The organism is Pseudoalteromonas sp. MM17-2, assembly GCF_022347945.1.
Classification (GTDB): domain Bacteria; phylum Pseudomonadota; class Gammaproteobacteria; order Enterobacterales; family Alteromonadaceae; genus Pseudoalteromonas; species Pseudoalteromonas ruthenica.
The window spans coordinates 78,599-96,827 of record NZ_JAKRFV010000005.1; the positions used below are offsets into that span (position 1 = coordinate 78,599).

The window sequence follows — 18,229 nt, forward strand, 5'->3', positions numbered from 1 at the left end:
AGGTAGCCTCCTATTGTGATAATTGTCCGAATTGCCCGTTTTGATAATCGCGGATAGCATCCTGTAACTGGGCTTGTGTATTCATAACGAATGGACCCATGTGTGCGATCGGTTGCCGCAACGGTTCGCCCCGCAGCAGTAGTAACCCACTGGGTTGATCCGTGGTCGCAATGATGGCACTGTCGCCATTAAGCACCAGCAACTGTCCCGCATGATACCTTTGTCCTGCAGTAGTAATTGAACCAGTGTGTATATAGGCTAGCACCCGCTCACAGCCTATCGCCGGCATCTCTAGTTGCGCCTTTGATTCGATGTTGATATCAGCAATCGCGCCGTTACAAGCTAGGTTGCTCAGAGGTGACTGCACTTGTTCAGCGTTAAGAGTCCAAGCACCTGCCAAGGCTTTTAAATGCACTCCTTGGCTACTTATTTGCGGCAAGCCACTTTGCGCTGAGTCCTGATATTGTGGCGCATTCATTTTGTCTTTGGCATCCATATTGAGCCAAATCTGAAAACCGTGCAGACCTTCACTATCAGCGAGGGGCATTTCACTATGGATGACTCCTTTACCTGTACTCATCCATTGCACATCACCGGCGCGAACAGCTTTACGGTTGCCAAGATGGTCGCGATGTTCAAAACCACCTTTAATAAGATAAGTAAACGTTTCAATGCCGCGATGGGGATGCGCGGGAAACCCTGCCATGTAATCGTCACTATGGTCTGATTTAAGCTCATCAAGCATTAAAAAGGGATCTAGATAACGACCGTCGAAACCTGGTACGCGGCGGATCTTAACGCCCGCCCCATCTTCAGCAGGCTGGGCATTGAGTACTTTAATAACATTCATGGTGCACCTTTAGACTTACGCTGATAACTCGCGTTATGAAACGACATAGGTTCAGTGTAGTGTGCGTTTATGGATAGAGTAACCGGAAATATTAGCGTGCTGGATGCTAATTTTTAGCATACTGAAAATAAAGAGCGGTAAGAAATAAGAAGGGAAAGAAAATGGTTACTACTTTCATTTAATTGCAAATAAAATTAATTCAATTACAACAACAAATAGTCAGTCCCACTTTTCCGAATGAGGCTTATTTTAAAAAGGATTTCGGAGTAACGCAGAAACCATTGCTGCAAAAAACAAAACAAGCAATAGAACACATACCCATGACTTCATTTGAAGCACTATTAACCTTCCAAAAAAGATATATTATAACATACCTAAAACAGTGAAATCTTATTTGTCTCCCCCTTTGTAGTTGGAACTAAAATGACTCGAATATTAACTATTATATTGGCCTTTTTGGGCCCCCTCACCTACCCAACTTTTGCAAGTCAAGAAATTGAAAAAATTGAAGTTTCAGGTTCTCGCGTGCCTTTGTATAGTACCCGGGATGTCAATGCGTCAGCATTGGGCATCAAAGACCCGCAACTGCTTCCTATTTCCATCCAATCATTTTCTGAAGAGCTGATCAGCAATCAAAGAGTAAGAACGCTAGGCGAAGTGCTTGCAAATGATGCTTCGGTTCAAAATACCTCAATTGGTACCGTGTTTGACTTTGTGAGTCTGCGTGGCTTTCAACTAGATTGGACCAATGGTCTAAGACGCGACGGTTTAGCGCTTGCCCCCTATCAAGATGTACCGCTAGAGAATATTCAGCGCATTGATATCGTGAAAGGCCCGTCAAGTCTCGTATCAGGCTTTAACAACCCCGGCGGTACAATCAACTATGTGACAAAGCGTCCAACTATGGATGCTTTTTTGGACGTTACGACAGAAGTACGTAGCCGTGCAGGCAAGTATTTTCACATCGACCTCGGCGGGCCAATTTCCGACGAGCGAACACTCGGCTATCGTATTAATGCCGCAGCAGAGAAAAACGGTGACTTTACCGGTGGTGATGACTTAGAGCGCTATTTTTTTAGTGCAGCACTGGATTGGCAAGCCTCAGACCGCCTATTTATCCGATTAGACGGCGATTACCAAGACAAAAGCACCGTATCACAGCCTTTGATAGGACTTGCCAGCGACCCCAATGATCCTGAGCGTAAAATATTACCGCCGTATGTCGACACCAGTGATGTATTGCTCGGACAACCGTGGGCAAAGTATCAAACCGAGTCATATAACCTTGCCGCACGTGCTGATTTTTGGTTGAACGACACGTGGCAATGGGTAAATCAAGCTGCGCTTTCTGGTAATGATAGGTTTACTGTTTTTCCTGATATCTACTCGGTTGACACACAAGGCAATGTGCTCTCTGCAGCTATCCACATTACCCCAGACGAAACGTATGACACACTCTCGGCACATAGTTTTATTAGTGGTCAGCTTGCCACTGCAGCAATTGAACATGAACTAGTTATCGGCGTTAGTATTCGTGATTATGAGTCTAAGGATGGGCGTTGGTTTGAGTTAACCAACCCCGTTGGCAATATTTTCAATCCAATTCACAGCAGTAAACCGCAATTCCCTGATTATCCAGAACCAACCAAAACTGAAGCCTCTGAAAGCGCGTTGTTTATCACAGATACCTTGCACTTTAACGATGTATTTTATGCCACCTTAGGGCTGCGTCATATTCAATACAAAAAAGAGCAAACTCTACCTGGCCAAACTAAAACCATGCTAGACGACCGAACTTTTAATACTCCCATCATAGGTCTTAACTACAACCCAAGCGTTCAGCTCGCTTTTTATGCCAGTTACTCAGAAGGCGCGGGGGAAGGCGGCGTTGCTGTCATCGGCAGCGGTGCAATAAACGAGGGCGAATCTCTCGGCCCACAAGAAAGCGAACAAATTGAAGCCGGTATAAAATACCAAACGGACACCATGAACTACTCGATAGCCGTCTTCGAAATAGAAAAGATGTTGGAGTATCACAATCACATTACTAACTATTTCGTGCAAGACGGGGTCCAATCACATAAAGGTATTGAGCTCAATGCCAGTGGTTCATTGGCTCAGGGCCTTGCAACCGTAGCATCTATCACCTTGATGAACCCCAGCTTAGATAAACTTGACGGCGAGCCCGCGCTTAATGGCAACACCCCAGCCAATGTGCCTGAATTTCAAGCAAATCTCTACGTCGACTATCAGCTGCCATTTTGGGAGGCGTTAAGCATCAATGCGGGTATTTTCCATATTGGTGAGCGCGAACAAAACGTCAATAACACGCTAAAGCTACCAGCCTACACGCGCTTCGATTTAGGTGCGAAATACCACTTTACTGATATTAACACCACGCTGCGACTCAAGGCCGAAAACCTGTTCGACAAAGAATATTGGCTATCTGGCGGTGCCAAAGGCATAGATTGGGGGGTCGCTCCCGGTCGTGGGCGTACCTTTATCGCCTCATTAAGCGTGAGCTTTTAAGGATAAGTTATGACTACACCTGTTATTCAAATCAATAACCTGCAAAAGCGCTTTGGTGAATACCAAGCGCTACAGGGACTAAGCTTGAGCGTACATCAAGGTGAAATCCTAGCGCTGCTAGGCCCAAATGGGGCAGGCAAAACCACCACGATTAATTGCTTACTGGGCTTTTTACAACCGGATGCCGGGGAGATCACCATCGCCGGAATTAATCCACAGCATGACGTAGTCACGGCAAGGCAGCAGCTGGCTTATATTCCTGAACAAGTCGCGCTCTATCCGCGACTTAGCGGACTTGAGAATCTCGCGTATTTCAGCAAAATGGCCAGCATAGAAAAGACTGACGAGGCCTTTCGCACACTGCTCAGTGAAGTAAAACTGCCAAGTCACGCTGTAGACAAACCCGTTGCAACCTATTCAAAAGGGATGCGACAAAAAGTGGGCATAGCCATTGCCCTCGCAAAACAAGCCAAGGCATTGATCTTAGATGAGCCTACATCAGGTCTTGATCCTTCAGCCAGCCATGAATTTAGCCAGCTCATCCAGTCTTTAGCAAAGCAAGGCGTCGCGACTTTAATGGCGACCCACGACTTATACCGCGCTCAAGAAGATGCTCATCGCGTGGCAATTATTAATCAAGGGCAATTAGTCGACACCTTAGTCTATGAACAACTGCAAGAAGTCCAACTTGAATCCGTTTACCTCAAACATATCAAGGTGGGTGTCTGATGTTTCAAACGACATTAAAAAAGGAATGGCTCGATACCAAGCGGCAGGGACAAGCGCTTTGGCTTGGGGGCATTGCAATATTACTGCTCTTGCTTGCCTGCTTGACTGGTTTTAAAAGCCACCAAAGCTATCAGCAAGCCGTTACTGAGATGTCTCAATCAGAGCAATTACGCTGGCTAAATCAAGGTGAAAAAGGCCCTCACTCCGCCGCCCACTACGGTATTTATGTGGTCAAACCCACCACCCCATTGGCTGCACTTGACGCAGGGTTACAAGCATACCAAGGGAATGTGTTAAGGCTTGAGGCTCATATTCGCAACGATAGTATGTTTCGAAGTGCGCAAGATAACTTGCCGATGTCACGTTTTGGCAGCTTATCACCCGCCTTTGTGCTGCAAGTGTTACTGCCGCTGTTAATTATATTAATTGGCTACCCACTACTTGCCCGAGAGCGTGAGCAAGGCACCTTAAAACAACTGCTCGCATCGGGCGCAAGCCCAGCTAAGTTGTTTATCGCCAAATGTGCGCTGCTTTTTGCTATTTCTTGCTTATTTTTATTGCCTGTCGCGCTTTTTTTACTTTATAGCCAAGTAACAAGCACGGAGCCTCATGCACTTAGAAGTGGACTATTTTTACTATTTTATTTAGTTTACTTATTACTTTGGTCGTTACTCACCACCACGCTTTCAAGTTTATTTCCAACGGCAAGGCGCGCATTAATCACGCTATTAACCATTTGGGCCTTCACCACGCTTTTACTGCCAAAACTGGCGATGAATATCGCGACCACCATTCATCCACAAGGTTCAGGTCAAGCGTTTCAAGCTAAGCTTGAAAGTGAGGTTTATACCGAAGCACGAGTTGAAGCAATCGCAAAGTTCAAACAGCAAATATTGACTCAGTATGGCGTTAGCAATGTAGAAGACTTGCCCTTTGACTATGCCGGAGCGCAACTCCAATTTGGTGAACAATACGCTGATAAAATCTTTGACCGCTTATTTTCAGCGCGTTTAGCTCAACTAGAAGCGCAATCACAAAGCTATCAACTTGCAGGGATGTTAACGCCGTTCATCGCGATACAAACGCTGTCGATGGCCACCGCCGCCAGCGACTTTGCTCACCAACAAGCATTTGAGAATGCGGCAGAGCAGCACCGTCGCCTAATGCAAGAGGTGCTGAACTTTAATCAAAGAGATCACGGTCACAAAGCCAACGGTCATTACACGGCAGGCGAGGAATTATGGCAGCAGATCCCAAAGTTCGCATTCCAATACCCCAACTTTATTCGTTACCTGCCTCACTACGTTATCAGCCTGTTTAGCCTGAGCTTTTGGCTAATCACTCTGGTGTTATTGAGTTTCTTCGCGATTAAAAAACTGCGTTTGGAGGAGCAAAGATGAAACGCTTAATGTTAGCTACTGAGTTTAAAAATCTCTGGCGAGAAAAGCTCGTACTTGCGCTGTTCTTGACCACCAGCGTGCTTGCACTAGTGGCATTTTTTAACGCCCATTACTTTGCTAAAAAACAGCATGGTGTGGTGCTTGCCGCGCAGCAAATGCAGCAACAGGCTATCCAAGATGCCAAAGCTGGATTACCAGAAAGACTCGCCAGTACAGCAGATTATAAGTGGTGGGAAGACCCATACGACCTGCGTGGGCAGGCTTATTACTTGATGCAAAATTACGCCACCAAAACCCCGCTTGCAACGTCGCCAATCGCAACAGGGCAAGCAGACGTATTACCTTACTATTTTAAGATGCTAATCAAAGAGAAGCAGCATATTGTTCATCAATATGACTATGTTCACCCGCTATCACTGTTGTTAGGCCAGTTCGATTTAAGCTTTGTGATTATCTACTTATTGCCACTGCTCATTATTGGTATTTGCTTTAATGCCTTGGCAAGTGAACGCCAAGATGGGCAGCTAAGATTACTAATACTTCAAGGAGGCAGTGCGACCCGCCTTCTGACTTATCAATTATTGCTACGAAGCGCGTTAATTGTGCTGCCATTTTTAAGTATTAGTAGCCTGCTTTTAATAACAATACGAGAGCAGCTAGGGGTGATTGAACTGCTGAGTTATAACCTTATCGCACTATGTTATTGTGGCTTTTGGATTGCCTTAACCGCTTGGGTAAATAGCAGAGCCAAAAGTGCGGCAAACAATGCAGCCACCTTAGTCACCTGTTGGCTCGCCTTGGTGATTGTGGTTCCAGCCTTGGTCAATACCAGCATTGCCTTACTCGACCCAACGCCTTCACGAATTCACTATATAGATAGCCTGCGTGCCGCCAGTGACAATGCTCAAAAAGCGAGTGAAAAGACCTTGGCTCAGTATTTTCAAGATCATCCAGAGCTTGCAAAAAATGGCAGTGGTGCCAGCGATTACGCCACAAAAAAAATTGCTACGATTAATTCTGTTGAACGCGCAATGGCAGCCCAAGATGTACGATTTTTAAAGGCGCAACAAGCACAGCAACATAACGCGCAAAAGCTACAATATCTCTCCCCCGCACTCATCGTACAAACACTGTTGGTTGATTTAGCGGGCAATGGATTAGCACGTCATCACGCCTTTATGGAAGAAGTTGAAGCTCATCATCAAGCACTACAACGCTTCTTTGCCAGCGAAATTGCCAAAGCCAATCAAAGAGGCGATTTTGCACCTTGTGAGGGTTGTAGCGCAAAGCCAACGCTCACGAACATTGCGGATATTCCTCAATTTAGTAGTAACTTTGCCACACCAGTGAACAATTACACGCCTTTAATCTGGTTGCTGCTTCTAGCCGTTGGCCTGCTCCTTATAGCAAAACGCCGCGTTAACAAGCTAGACAGTGCAAACAACAAAGAGGTGTTAGTCGTATGATTGACGCCTTCACTGCAAAATTGTATCCGCAAACGCAGAGCCTGCTAACGGAGAACTAGGCCAAGTTTCTAGAATAGACTGTGGCTTTAGACAATTCACTACACTTAAAAGTATTAAGAAAAAGCATATCTTTTCAATTAACAAGAGGTCTGAGTAAGAGATGTGCTCTTAAAGGGGTGATTAAAAATAACGCACTTAGGTTTGAGTCACCTATAAGGCAACACAGTCTCTCGCGTTGGAGGGATTTGAGGATACTTTGAGTCAGCCTCTTTAACTTTGCGCCGTCAAACAGCATTGGCTACTTAGGGTATAAACACTTTAAGAAAGCTGCTGTTACTTTAGCTTTTTCTCTATAAAATTACGAATAGCAACCATCAGTTTACAAAATACCAAGCAGGCTTGCTGGTTTGCAACCGCCGTAGTTTCTAATCTGAGAGCGATTTTAATAACTGAGAACAAAGCATGATTCTATCAGAGAAAATTATAAAATTAAGAAAGCAGCTTGGCTGGTCACAGGAAGAGCTGGCGGAAAAGATGGACGTTTCCAGACAGTCCGTATCCAAATGGGAAAGCACCAATAGCATTCCAGACCTTAATAAAATTATCAGGCTGGCCGGATTATTTAATGTATCAACCGACTTTTTACTGAAAGATGATATCGACACCACTGAGTACTTGAATGAAAGCGCTGATGCCGACACCGTTCAGGTAAGCCTGGAACAAGCGCTGAGTTATATCGACAACAAAAAAGCACAAGCCAAATTAACTGCTAAGGGCGTCGCATTTTTTGTCTGCTCGTCAGCTCCTTTGTTTTTCTTCTTGGCGTTGTCGAATATGAAAAATCTAGATTTTGATGTGAATATGGCGGTTGCTTTGGGCTTAGTGTCTATTTTTCTAATGATCCCAGCCGGAATTAGACTCGTGATCTCAACCAATCAATATAACCGCGCCTTAGTCCCTTTTGAAAAGACGCCTTTTGAACTAGCCTATGGTGTACACAGTGCTTGCAGTGAAAAGTTGGAAGCCTTTACTCCAAGCTATAACAATAGGTTATCCCTAGCAATTGCTTTGTTTATTACCAGCTCGGTGCCGATGTTATTGGTTAATATATTTATTGGTCGAGTCGATTTAGTGTTGCTGATGTTAGCCGCCCTACTGTTTATAGTAACGGCAGGGCTGTGGATTATCATTCCGGCGTCAGCCCAATATGAAGCCTATAAACACATATTGAATGAAGGTGATAAAGGCCGCGAGCTGACTAGAAGTGAGCGACATGCATTGAAACTCGCGCCATTTTACTGGCCACTAACTGTTGCCATATATCTAGGCTGGAGCTTATGGACCATGAATTGGGGAGTAACCTGGATCATTTGGCCAGTGGCCAGCGTTTTATTTGCCGCTATGGTAGGGCTCATGGGCTTACTTGAAAAAGACAGGAGTTAATCTTGCTGGAAGTAAGGCGTGAAGGAAATAAAAAACCCGCTTATCGCTAAGCAGGTCTTCTTTTGAATTGTTTGAGTCAGCCTGTAAGCCGGGTTCTGTTCTCTCCCGAAGGAGATCGATAATCATTCGTCTAGGCCATAAATTGCTCTATGGCTCAAGCAACCTACCCGGTTCCGATGTGGGCCACACCATAAGGAACCCTATTTGGTCTTGCTCCGGGTGGAGTTTACCTTGCAACCAACTGTTACCAGTGGCCCGGTGCGCTCTTACCGCACCCTTTCACCCTTACCGGTCCCGAAGGACTTAGGCGGTTTTCTCTCTGCTGCACTTGTCGTAGGCTCACGCCCCCCAGCCGTTAGCTGGCACCCTGCCCTGTGGAGCCCGGACTTTCCTCCCCCTGATCATTTTCGTCACAGGCAGCGATTATCCGGCTGACTCAGGGGCGCCATTATACGCATGCCAAGTGATTTGCCCAGCACTTTATTGCTTTTGCGCTATCACGGCCTTATACAGTGCATTTTTCTTTTGTCCGAGATAGTCAGCAGCCACACCGCAAGCTTGCTTCAGTGGCATGTGCTCTTCCAGTAAGGCAATCAAACGCAGTGCCTCTTCACTTACGGCGCTGGCCTTATTCGGTTTCCCTGGCAGCATCAACACGATTTCACCCTTTTGTCGCGCTGGGTCCTGCTGTAAAAACTGTTGTAACTCAGTGACCGTACCACTGAAGAAGGTCTCGAAGCTTTTCGTTAACTCTTTAGCAAGCACGACTTGAGCTTGCTCTCCTAGCGCGGCACTTAAATCCTCTAAACTCGCCATAATACGGTGCGTACTTTCGTAAATAATGCTGGTCATGCCTGAGTTATACGCGTCACTGAAAAAGCTTTGTCTGGCTTTGGATTTTGCTGGAGCAAAACCAATAAATTGGAATTGATCGGTGGGTAATCCGGAGCAACTCAACGCCGCAATAGCTGCGCATGCGCCGGGAATTGGGGTTACTTGAGCCCCTTGTTCACGGCATAAACTCACTAAGACATAACCAGGATCGCTTATCAGTGGTGTTCCAGCGTCGCTCACCAGCGCTACGTTTTGCCCTTGTTGTAGCCAAGTGAGTACCTGCTGAGCCTTTTGTTTTTCATTATGATCATGCAAGGCAAAGGTACGCTTACTGAGTCCTAGGTGCGACAGCAGCTTGGCAGTGTGGCGCGTGTCTTCAGCAGCGATTAAGTCGACGTCACTTAGGGTTTTGATAGCACGCTGGCTGATGTCATCCAAGTTACCAATGGGTGTGGCAACAATAAATAAGGTACCTTGGTCTTGGGGGTCGGTTGAAATATCCGCATTGGACATTGAGCTCTCCTGCATCAGTCAGTAAGATAAGCGAATCACACTAAGGCCAATTGGAATACAAAGACTGTGCGACTCAAATCGATTGCTTTTATGCTGTTATTGTCAGGCTTATCGGCCTGCAGCACAACACAAAAGCCACAAGAAAGTGAAAATCTTACAACTAACGTGAGTGAGCCTGAGCCGATTCAGACACTCAGTGCACAGCAGTTATACCAACAAGCTCAAAATAGTGAAGGCGCTACTCGCGTACAGTTACTTAACCGCACTCAAAATCAGGCTATTAATGAGCAAAATTGGTCGCTACTATTGCAAGCCAGCGACACCCTGTTACGCAGCCACCCTGAGCAACAAATTCAAGCGGTGTTATTAAAGTCTTACGCGCAAGCGCAAATGGGCGAACCACAACGTGCTTTGCAAACCTCACGCTCAGTGCAATCGCAATTGCAAACGCCAGAGCATTTCTACTGGCATCAGTTAGTGCAAGGCACCACCTACATGCGAATGCAAATGCCACAACAAAGCGCACCATTTTTATTACGTGCTTCAGAAACCGCAAACCGCTATCAAATAGAAGCATCACAGTTAAACCCCATTTTGTGGCGGTCTTTACAATCTTTGAGCCCGCAACAGCTAACAAAGTATGACTCCGGCTCAGCTATCGCTAAAGGCTGGGTACAACTTGCTAAAATAAAACAACTTTATTTGGGCTCTCCAGTTGAGTTACACCAAGCTTCCAATAACTGGCAACGCCGCTATCCAGGACACCCGGCGAGCTTTGCCCTAGACGAAAAAGTGGCTGAGCTGATGAAAGTTGAGCCCTATAACGCCACTAAATTAGCTGTTATTTTACCTTTAAGTGGCGCTAATAAGGGCCTGGGTGAAGCCGTAAAGTCAGGTGTATTGGCGGCCCTAGATAACTATCAATTCGAAGACATTTATTTCATTGATGCAAATTTAGAAAATCAGCAACTAACGCAGCAGCTCAATGACAAGCAAATCGATTTCGCCGTGGGGCCATTACTGAAAAGCAACATTAACCGCTTTGAGCAGCACAACCTGCTAGAGGGAATACCCAGCATATACCTGAACCGCAGCGATATCGAACGCCAGTCTTTACAGCATTATTATTTTGCTCTAGCCCCGGAGCACGAATTAGATCAGGCCTTAACACACTTTATGGCTAAAGGCTTTGAAAAGCCGCTGATCTTGGCCCCAAATGAGCGCTCAGGACAAAGATTGAGTGAGCACTTTAGCAGTCAGTGGCAACGTTATAATGAGCAGCCACCACTTGTGGGGTTATTCGATGACAATAAAGAAATGGAAAAAGTCATCACTGAGTTACTTGAAGTCGACGATAGTGAAGCACGCATAGACGCCATCGAGGGCATTTTTAAGCGCAACGTAAAGAGTGAAACCCGCTCTCGTCGCGACATAGATGTGGTTTATCTACTCGCTAATGCCACGCAAACTCGGCTATTAAAGCCCTATCTTGATGTTAACGTGAGCACCTTTGTTGAGCGCATTCCCCTGTATGCAAGTTCCAAAAGCCACAGCACGCGCATTGATAGCACCGATAAACGTGATTTAAATGGCTTATACTTCACTGAGTTACCGTGGATGCTACCGACAAAGGGGTTAGCTAACCTGAATACTCGGCAGCTCAGAGAGCGCTTTGATAGCCTCTGGCCTGACGTTGCCGATATTGAGCAGCGTCTATTTGCCATGGGCTATGATGCGATTTCACTGATCCCGCAATTGCGACAGCTCAGTATGCTGCCAGGAAAAAGCCAAACCGGTCTTACTGGAGAGCTAAGTGTAATAAGTAACGGCGAGATTGTTCGCCATTTAGCGTGGGCACGCTATCAGTCAAGAAGCATTAACAAAGTGAGTCTTGAGCACCTCGATCCCACACCGCTTTTCATGAAGAAGCAATTTGAGGAATCGAGTAATGTCATGGCTCCCGAAAGCGTGGCGCAATAGCCGAGAAAAAGGCCAGCACTTTGAGTTGCAGGCACAGAAATACCTAACTCAGCAAGGGCTGACGCCAGTGGCGCGCAATTACCATTGTCGCTATGGCGAACTGGACCTGATAATGAAAGAGGGTCAGGTGTGGGTATTTGTTGAAGTAAAGTTTCGTCGCCACAGTAGTTATGGCGGGGCTCTGCATGCGCTTAGCCACACCAAGCAACAGCGACTACAAAGAACCATTGCACACTATGTGCAACAAAAGGGCTTAGCAGGCTGCGTATTGCGTGCTGATTTTGTCGCAATACAAGGTGAGAAAGAGCCAGAGTTTCACTGGATAAAGAACGTATTATAAATGCAGGAACAAGTTAAAGCACTTTTTACCGAAAGCATTCAGGCGCAAATTGCCGCAGGGGAAGTTTTACCTAGCGTGCTTGAAACCGCTTCGTTGAGTATTGCACAGACATTGATTAACGGCCGCAAATTATTATGTTGTGGCGCTGCTAGTTGCCATATGCTCAGCGACCATTTTGCCGCTCTGTTGGTGAACCATTTTGAGACCGAGCGCCCGTGTTTACCTGCGGTATCACTGTCATCGCATGCACTAAATTTAAGCCCGGCTGGCTCATCACAACCCAGCCGCGATATCTTTGCTAGGCAGATTAAAGCGCTCGGCGAGCAAGGGGATTTATTACTTGCCATTGCTATTAATGGCAATGAAAAGAATGTCGTCAGCGCCGTAGAAGCCGCTTTGACTAAAGACATGACCGTTATCGTGTTAGTCGGCGATGATGGCGGCGAGCTGGCGGGACTGCTCAGTGCAAGTGACGTCGAGATTCGCGTACCAGCTAAGCGTCCAAGTCGTATTTTGGAATCTCATTTAGTCAACATACACTGTTTGACAGAACTTGTTGATATGACCTTATTCCCACAGGAAGAAAGCTAATGAATAAGAACCTTATAGCTATTTTGGTTGGTACTGTGCTCTTGCAAGGCTGCGCCGCAGCCGTAGTGGCCGGCACCGCTGGCGCAGTCACAGCAGCCAACGACCGCCGTACTATAGGCAGTCAGATAGATGACAATAATATTGAAATAAAAACCACCATGGCGATTAAAGAGGCGTTAGGCGAAAATGCCAATGCCAACGTGTCTGTCGTCAGCTATAACGGTATTGTATTACTGCTAGGGCAAGTGCCTAGTGAACAGTATAAAACCACTGTACAACGCGCAGCAGAGCGCATCGATGGCACGCGAAAGCTTCATAACCAATTACGTATTGGCTCTCCTACCAGCATCACCACACAAAGCCACGATACCTGGCTAACATCTAAGGTAAAAACCCAGTTGCTGGCAGCTGAGGATGTCAGTGGCAACAATATTAAAGTAGTCACGGAAAACGGTGAGGTATTTTTAATGGGGCTGGTAGCAGACGTGGAAGCAAACAAAGCGGTCAATATCGCTCGCAATATTTCAGGCGTGGAGCGCGTCGTTAAGGTATTCGAATACATGTAAAAACGTGAGCGCCTATTATCGGGTTAATTAACTCGCATTGTCGTTATCAACGCACACAAAAAAGCCACTTCGTTTGAAGTGGCTTTTTGCTATCTAACTCGTGCTTAAATCGAGTCTTCTACCATGATCTTCGGAGTAACAAAGATAAGTAGCTCTCGTTTCTCATTACGCTCACTGGTTGAGCGGAATAAGTAACCTAGGTAAGGAATGTCACCCAACAAAGGTACTTTACTAGCAGAGTTAATAATTTGCTGCTGGTAAATACCACCAAGCACCACTGTTTGACCATTTTCTACTAACACCTGCGTCTCGATACGTTGTGTATCGATCGCTGTCGCAGGGCCAGTTGGCGTGTCTACGGTGTCGCCTCGGGTATCCTGGGTAATCGCAAGATCGAGAATCACTTTGTTATCTGGGGTGATATGAGGCGTCACTTCTAAGCTCAACACCGCTTTTTTGAAGGTTACGGTAGTCGCACCACTTGAGGCGGCCTGAACATAAGGAATTTCGGTACCTTGTTCAATTCGTGCCTTTTTCTGGTTAGCCGTTGTGATTCGCGGGCTAGCAATGATTTCACCTTTGTTCTCTTGCTCTAGCGCTGTGAGCTCGAGGTCGATCAAGGTACCGTCTGCTAACTTCGCTACATGCATACCAATGCTTCCCGCAGGGTTAGCGATAGGCAAGTTAACATTTAAACGGTCGCCAATACTTGGGCGCTGACCGTTAGCAATAGCATTGGCACCATCAAGATTACCAGAAATACCGTCACTGTCTTGCTGGTCACTGAAACCCCAACGAATACCTAAGTCTTCTTGAACATTGTCACGAACGGTGACCATGCGCGACTCAATCACAACCTGCTTAACTGGCACATCGAGGTTTTCAATCATGCGACGCACGTTTTCAATACTCTTCGCCGTATCTTTGATAAGCAAAGTATTGGTACGTTCATCAACAGACACACTGCCACGCTGAGAAATAATACTGTTTACTTCCGTTTTCAGTAGGTCTGCAAAGGTTTGCGCCTTAGCATAGTTAAGCTGAATATACTCACTGTAAAGCGGCTCCAAGTCTTCAACTTGCTGTTTGGCCTTAAGCTCTTTTGCTTCTCGCGCAGCGAGCTCTTCGGTCGGTGCAACCATTAAAATGGAACCATCCATACGCTTATCTAAGCCTTTAACTCGCAGCACAATGTCTAACGCTTGGTCCCAAGGTACACCATCTAAACGAAGAGTAATGTTACCTGCTACTGAGTCACTAACAACGAGGTTAAAGCCGTTATAGTCAGCGATGATTTGCAATACAGCTCGAATTGAGATGTCCTGGAAGTTCAAAGACATTGGGCGGCCTTGGTATTCTTTACCATTACCCAAGAAGCTACGCTTCGACTCATCTTTTTCAACAGTGATAGTAAAGATGTTGTCTAACTGCTGATAGTTGTAATCAAAGGCATCTGTGGTATCGATAACGATACGACTGTTGGAACCATCTTTGAAGGTTTCAATCATGCTCACTACAGTGCCAAAGTCCATAACATCGAGTTGATACAACAGATCATCGATAATGTCCGTATTATGGAATTCAACAACAATCTTACCCGCTTGCTCTCTTACGTCGATAGCCGCCATATTCTCTTGCAAGAATACCAGCACCCGAGCTTCGCCTTTCTCGCCACGACGAAAATCTAACGCTTGGATACGGTTGATGTAGCTTGTGCCTTCATCTTCTTCTGCAATTGTTTGTGCAGCATCTTGCGTAGGGTTATCGGAAACGTGCAAGTAGAACAGGTTTTTATCGATACGGGTTTGATAAATCTTTAAGTGATCAAGATACACCGTCACTTTAAAGCCGTCGTTTACGAACTCACTGGTTACTTTTTCAACACCTGCTTTATTGATTAAGACCTCTTCAAGGCTTTGTTCATAATCGGCTTCGTCAAAAAACAGTTCAATTCGCGCTGGCTCACTGAATACCTGAATCTGCGGTTCGATGTAGATCTCTTCGTCAAAAACGAACTCGATCTCAGTTTCACCTTCCAGCAAAGGGTTATAGCGAACGTCGTACAACAGCGGCACTGCGGTCGCAAAACTCGACATAAATAGGGTCGCAAAAGCGAGTACCAAAGAGTAAATACGATTCATATTGAATCCGTGTTTTTGCATTGTGCTTTTACCTTGATTTTTATGAACTGGAATCATCGCCTGCCTCCAACATCTCTAGCTTGGTCAGGCGTTCTTTCCAACATCCTGCTCCATCAGGGATTAACTCTAATAATTCTATATAGTTACTGCGTACTTGTGTCACTTTACCGTGATACAAGCCAACATAGTTGCCGCGTGATACACGGTGCAATGTTGCATCCGACGCTTTCACTAACGCCCACGTTTGCTCACCTGAGCCTAAAGTTCCCTTCATTGATAAGTTATCCAACGGATAACGCTCCAGCGGTTCCTTTTTACGCTGTGGATCGGGGTGCAAACAGTTTTGCACTTGTATCAATTTATCTTGAATAACTTCCGGGCGGGGTGCCACAAATGGGCTACGCAAGCTCGAGGCATCATAAGCAAAGTGTTCAAACTGCGCGACTTCGGGGATAGGCTCTACATTAGGTTGAGTGCTGGCTTTTACCCGATTAATAAATTCGCGCTGTTCAGTTGTATCATCAAAACAACCGCTCAATAACACCGCCACGGTGGTAATTGTGAGGAGTTTTTTCATTATTCGACCCCCTCATAGCGATAGGTTTTAGCAACCACACTGAATACCAGCTGGTCATCACCCGTCGCTTCAATTTCAAAGTCATGTAAGCTGATAATACGAGGTAGTTGAGCCACTTTGCCAACAAACTCGCCAAACTCGTGATAGCTACCCTCAACTTCGATTTTGATCGGAAGCTCGGTGTAGAACTCTTTCTTAATCTCGGGAAGCCAACCTATTTTTACGAAGGTCAGGCCACTTGTTGTCCCAACATAAGAAAGGTCATCAAGTAACCCTGGAGTTTCATTCGACGTTGGCAGCTTCTTCAACAACTGCGAAAACTTTTCTTCCATTTCCTGCATTTGTTGCTTGTAGATTTCTAACCTACTTGCCACTGCGTACTTGGTACGATAAGTGCTGCGTAACTCAGCCTCTTTTTTCTGCACTCTCTCATACGCAGTTATCTCGTCAGCAACCAATAGTTTATAGCTGAAAAACAACACCAATGCTGCAGCAATCACACAAACAATTGCTTTTACGGCTACCGGCCAATCCCCGATATTATCAAGTTCCAGCTCATTCCAATCGATATCGTTGAGGGATTTAAGATCTATACTCATTCTTGTGCCTCGCCAATTTCATCGAAAGACTTCACATTGAATTGCATATTGAAATCGCTAAGTAATCGTGACTGCTCTTCACCGGCTACAATGCCTTGCAATGAGGCATTTTCAAGCAGGTATGAACTCTCTACCTGACGGATCATAGTCGATAAACGGTTGTTTGACTCACTTTTACCCGTTACTTGAATCGCATCGCCGCGACGCTCTAAGGTCGTGAAATAAACACCTGAAGGTACAATTTTCGCTACTTCATCCATTATTTGGGTACCGAGATTTCGGTTACTTTGCAGCTCTTCAATTAGACGCATGCGCTGTTGCAAGCTTTCTTTCTTCTTATCTAGCTCACGAATTTCTGCGATGCGCCTATCTAAGATCTGAATTTCCCGGCTCAGGAAGTTGTTACGAACGTTCTGCCCATCTTTGAGTGCGCTGTAGAATGAACTTAAAGCAAACATTGACGCAAAAGCGGCAACTAAGACAACAACTAGAATAGTTACAAAACGTTGTTGTGCTTCTTTACGCGCGGCCTCACGCCAGGGCAATAAATTTATATGTGGCATGCTGAGAAACTCCTCAATGCAAGACCCGCAGCAACAGCGAACTGTGCCTTATGCTTTTGCATTAGCTCTTGGTCCACTTTGGAACCAATCTCCATGCTCGCAAATGGGTCAACGACAACAGTGTGGATCCCTAACTCGTCGATTAATAGTCTATCTAATCCTTCGATCATTGCCGTTCCACCAGAGAGAACAATGTAATCCACTTGGTCTTTCCCGCTGGTCGTAAGAAACATCTGCACGGCTCGACGCACTTGCTGTAGCAATGAGGTCTGGAACGGCGCAAGTACCTCAAACGTGTAGTTTGGCGGCAAATCGCTGGTGCACTTAGCGCGCTCAGCTTCGTCAAAGTTTTTATTGTAGTAGGAGACAATAGTATTAGTGTACTGCTCGCCACCGAAGACTTGGTCCCGGGTGTAGATAGTTTCACCCTTTTGCACCACACTCACTAGCGTCATCACCGCGCCGATATCCACAAGCGCCACAACTTTGTCTTTCGCATCTTCTGGCAGTGCAGCATAGCTCACATCCAAGCTACGTGATAATGCGTACGTTTCAACATCAACCACCTTAGTATCAAAGCCACCGGCCTCAACGGCGCCGGAACGAGCTTCAACACTCTCAGTGCGCGCAGCAGAGAGTAAAACATTAACCTTGGATGGATCAGCTTCATTTATTTCCAACTTTTCAAAGTCGATACTGACTTCATCAAGTGGATAAGGAATTAAGCTGTCAGCCTCAATTTCGATTTGTGACTCTAGTTCAGAGTCACTCAGAGACACATCCATATAGATCATCTTAGTGATCACTGTTTGACCGGAAACTGCAACAATGGCATGGCTAACAGACTTTGGAATGCGCCGTCTAAGTTTTGCAATAACTCGTCCAATCGCCTCAATGTCTTGAATGTTACGCTCGGCCATAGCCCCTTTAGGCATGGGCTCTATAGCAACAGCATCAAGGCGATAACCCTGCTCATGCTGTGTTAATAACACCGCTTTTACAGAGTGCGAGCCAATATCTATACCGACCATAGCAGGCACAGACTTTTTAAGAAGTCGATTTAACATAAGAGCAACGTGAAACCTTTTTTTATAATTATAATAGACTT

The 18,229-nt window shown here is 45.8% G+C and carries 16 protein-coding genes and 1 other RNA gene; 9 read left to right on the forward strand and 8 right to left on the reverse strand.

What is annotated here, in order from left to right:
* Positions 1–10 precede the first annotated feature (10 nt).
* Positions 11–850: a pirin family protein gene (locus MHM93_RS06230; RefSeq protein ID WP_239448399.1), complete on the reverse strand. Its 840-nt coding sequence runs from the start codon at positions 848–850 to the stop codon at positions 11–13.
* A gap of 423 nt (positions 851–1,273) precedes the next feature.
* Between MHM93_RS06230 and MHM93_RS06235 the strand changes: the two genes are divergently transcribed.
* The 5 genes from MHM93_RS06235 to MHM93_RS06255 all read left to right on the forward strand — a co-directional run bounded on the left by MHM93_RS06235 (position 1,274) and on the right by MHM93_RS06255 (position 8,417).
* On the forward strand, positions 1,274–3,379 hold the full coding sequence (locus tag MHM93_RS06235) for a TonB-dependent siderophore receptor (RefSeq protein ID WP_239448400.1): 2,106 nt from the start codon (positions 1,274–1,276) through the stop codon (positions 3,377–3,379).
* Positions 3,380–3,388: 9 nt separating this feature from the next.
* Positions 3,389–4,108 (forward strand): ABC transporter ATP-binding protein, encoded by a 720-nt coding sequence (locus MHM93_RS06240; RefSeq protein WP_239448401.1) that lies wholly within the window; start codon positions 3,389–3,391, stop codon positions 4,106–4,108.
* Positions 4,108–5,508, forward strand: coding sequence for a DUF3526 domain-containing protein (locus MHM93_RS06245; protein ID WP_239448402.1), 1,401 nt, complete (start codon positions 4,108–4,110; stop codon positions 5,506–5,508). Before MHM93_RS06240 ends, MHM93_RS06245 begins: the two co-directional genes overlap by 1 nt.
* Positions 5,505–6,974 carry a DUF3526 domain-containing protein gene (locus MHM93_RS06250; RefSeq protein WP_239448403.1) on the forward strand — a complete coding sequence of 490 codons (1,470 nt, stop codon included), beginning with the start codon at positions 5,505–5,507 and terminating at the stop codon, positions 6,972–6,974. Before MHM93_RS06245 ends, MHM93_RS06250 begins: the two co-directional genes overlap by 4 nt.
* A gap of 462 nt (positions 6,975–7,436) precedes the next feature.
* Positions 7,437–8,417 (forward strand): helix-turn-helix transcriptional regulator, encoded by a 981-nt coding sequence (locus MHM93_RS06255; protein ID WP_239448404.1) that lies wholly within the window; start codon positions 7,437–7,439, stop codon positions 8,415–8,417.
* A 68-nt stretch (positions 8,418–8,485) separates the two neighbouring features.
* Here MHM93_RS06255 and rnpB read toward each other — a convergent pair.
* Together rnpB and rsmI are read right to left on the reverse strand one after the other, a co-directional pair.
* Positions 8,486–8,856: RNase P RNA component class A (rnpB, locus tag MHM93_RS06260), an RNA gene on the reverse strand.
* A 41-nt stretch (positions 8,857–8,897) separates the two neighbouring features.
* Entirely contained in the window at positions 8,898–9,764 is an 867-nt protein-coding gene (gene rsmI / locus MHM93_RS06265) for a 16S rRNA (cytidine(1402)-2'-O)-methyltransferase (protein WP_239448405.1), read from the reverse strand.
* 90 nt (positions 9,765–9,854) lie between these two features.
* On the opposite strand from rsmI, the gene MHM93_RS06270 reads away from it, so the two are divergent.
* From MHM93_RS06270 to dolP, 4 genes are read left to right on the forward strand one after another with little or no spacing between them, the layout of a single operon-like run.
* Positions 9,855–11,744, forward strand: a complete 1,890-nt coding sequence (locus MHM93_RS06270) for a penicillin-binding protein activator (RefSeq protein WP_239448406.1) — start codon at positions 9,855–9,857, stop codon at positions 11,742–11,744.
* Entirely contained in the window at positions 11,713–12,084 is a 372-nt protein-coding gene (locus tag MHM93_RS06275; protein ID WP_151173286.1) for a YraN family protein, read from the forward strand. The genes MHM93_RS06270 and MHM93_RS06275 overlap by 32 nt, the downstream gene beginning before the upstream one ends.
* The gene (locus MHM93_RS06280; RefSeq protein WP_022946091.1) at positions 12,085–12,675 is read left to right on the forward strand and encodes an SIS domain-containing protein; all 591 of its coding nucleotides are present in this window, start codon (positions 12,085–12,087) and stop codon (positions 12,673–12,675) included. It begins immediately after the preceding gene.
* Positions 12,675–13,241, forward strand: a complete 567-nt coding sequence (gene dolP / locus MHM93_RS06285; RefSeq protein WP_045980429.1) for a division/outer membrane stress-associated lipid-binding lipoprotein — start codon at positions 12,675–12,677, stop codon at positions 13,239–13,241. Before MHM93_RS06280 ends, dolP begins: the two co-directional genes overlap by 1 nt.
* Positions 13,242–13,345: 104 nt before the next feature.
* Here the strand turns inward: dolP and MHM93_RS06290 are convergent, their stop codons facing one another.
* The 5 genes from MHM93_RS06290 to MHM93_RS06310 are packed head-to-tail and all read right to left on the reverse strand — an operon-like array spanning position 13,346 to position 18,188.
* Complete coding sequence (locus tag MHM93_RS06290) at positions 13,346–15,439, reverse strand: type IV pilus secretin PilQ family protein (protein ID WP_239448407.1); 2,094 nt, start codon at positions 15,437–15,439, stop codon at positions 13,346–13,348.
* Positions 15,423–15,959 carry a pilus assembly protein PilP gene (locus MHM93_RS06295; RefSeq protein WP_022946663.1) on the reverse strand — a complete coding sequence of 179 codons (537 nt, stop codon included), beginning with the start codon at positions 15,957–15,959 and terminating at the stop codon, positions 15,423–15,425. Before MHM93_RS06295 ends, MHM93_RS06290 begins: the two co-directional genes overlap by 17 nt.
* Positions 15,959–16,558, reverse strand: a complete 600-nt coding sequence (locus MHM93_RS06300; RefSeq protein ID WP_138549122.1) for a type 4a pilus biogenesis protein PilO — start codon at positions 16,556–16,558, stop codon at positions 15,959–15,961. The genes MHM93_RS06295 and MHM93_RS06300 overlap by 1 nt, the downstream gene beginning before the upstream one ends.
* Positions 16,555–17,121: a PilN domain-containing protein gene (locus tag MHM93_RS06305; RefSeq protein WP_022946665.1), complete on the reverse strand. Its 567-nt coding sequence runs from the start codon at positions 17,119–17,121 to the stop codon at positions 16,555–16,557. Before MHM93_RS06305 ends, MHM93_RS06300 begins: the two co-directional genes overlap by 4 nt.
* Positions 17,109–18,188 (reverse strand): pilus assembly protein PilM, encoded by a 1,080-nt coding sequence (locus MHM93_RS06310; protein WP_022946666.1) that lies wholly within the window; start codon positions 18,186–18,188, stop codon positions 17,109–17,111. The genes MHM93_RS06305 and MHM93_RS06310 overlap by 13 nt, the downstream gene beginning before the upstream one ends.
* Positions 18,189–18,229: the final 41 nt, after the last annotated feature.

Bases quoted from the DNA above. Each gene is read 5' to 3' on its own strand.
- MHM93_RS06230 (WP_239448399.1), bottom strand. From the start codon at position 850: ATGAATGTTATTAAAGTACTCAATGCCCAGCCTGCTGAAGATGGGGCG.
- MHM93_RS06235 (WP_239448400.1), top strand. From the start codon at position 1,274: ATGACTCGAATATTAACTATTATATTGGCCTTTTTGGGCCCCCTCACC.
- MHM93_RS06240 (WP_239448401.1), top strand. From the start codon at position 3,389: ATGACTACACCTGTTATTCAAATCAATAACCTGCAAAAGCGCTTTGGT.
- MHM93_RS06245 (WP_239448402.1), top strand. From the start codon at position 4,108: ATGTTTCAAACGACATTAAAAAAGGAATGGCTCGATACCAAGCGGCAG.
- MHM93_RS06250 (WP_239448403.1), top strand. From the start codon at position 5,505: ATGAAACGCTTAATGTTAGCTACTGAGTTTAAAAATCTCTGGCGAGAA.
- MHM93_RS06255 (WP_239448404.1), top strand. From the start codon at position 7,437: ATGATTCTATCAGAGAAAATTATAAAATTAAGAAAGCAGCTTGGCTGG.
- rsmI (WP_239448405.1), bottom strand. From the start codon at position 9,764: ATGTCCAATGCGGATATTTCAACCGACCCCCAAGACCAAGGTACCTTA.
- MHM93_RS06270 (WP_239448406.1), top strand. From the start codon at position 9,855: ATGCTGTTATTGTCAGGCTTATCGGCCTGCAGCACAACACAAAAGCCA.
- MHM93_RS06275 (WP_151173286.1), top strand. From the start codon at position 11,713: ATGTCATGGCTCCCGAAAGCGTGGCGCAATAGCCGAGAAAAAGGCCAG.
- MHM93_RS06280 (WP_022946091.1), top strand. From the start codon at position 12,085: ATGCAGGAACAAGTTAAAGCACTTTTTACCGAAAGCATTCAGGCGCAA.
- dolP (WP_045980429.1), top strand. From the start codon at position 12,675: ATGAATAAGAACCTTATAGCTATTTTGGTTGGTACTGTGCTCTTGCAA.
- MHM93_RS06290 (WP_239448407.1), bottom strand. From the start codon at position 15,439: ATGATTCCAGTTCATAAAAATCAAGGTAAAAGCACAATGCAAAAACAC.
- MHM93_RS06295 (WP_022946663.1), bottom strand. From the start codon at position 15,959: ATGAAAAAACTCCTCACAATTACCACCGTGGCGGTGTTATTGAGCGGT.
- MHM93_RS06300 (WP_138549122.1), bottom strand. From the start codon at position 16,558: ATGAGTATAGATCTTAAATCCCTCAACGATATCGATTGGAATGAGCTG.
- MHM93_RS06305 (WP_022946665.1), bottom strand. From the start codon at position 17,121: ATGCCACATATAAATTTATTGCCCTGGCGTGAGGCCGCGCGTAAAGAA.
- MHM93_RS06310 (WP_022946666.1), bottom strand. From the start codon at position 18,188: ATGTTAAATCGACTTCTTAAAAAGTCTGTGCCTGCTATGGTCGGTATA.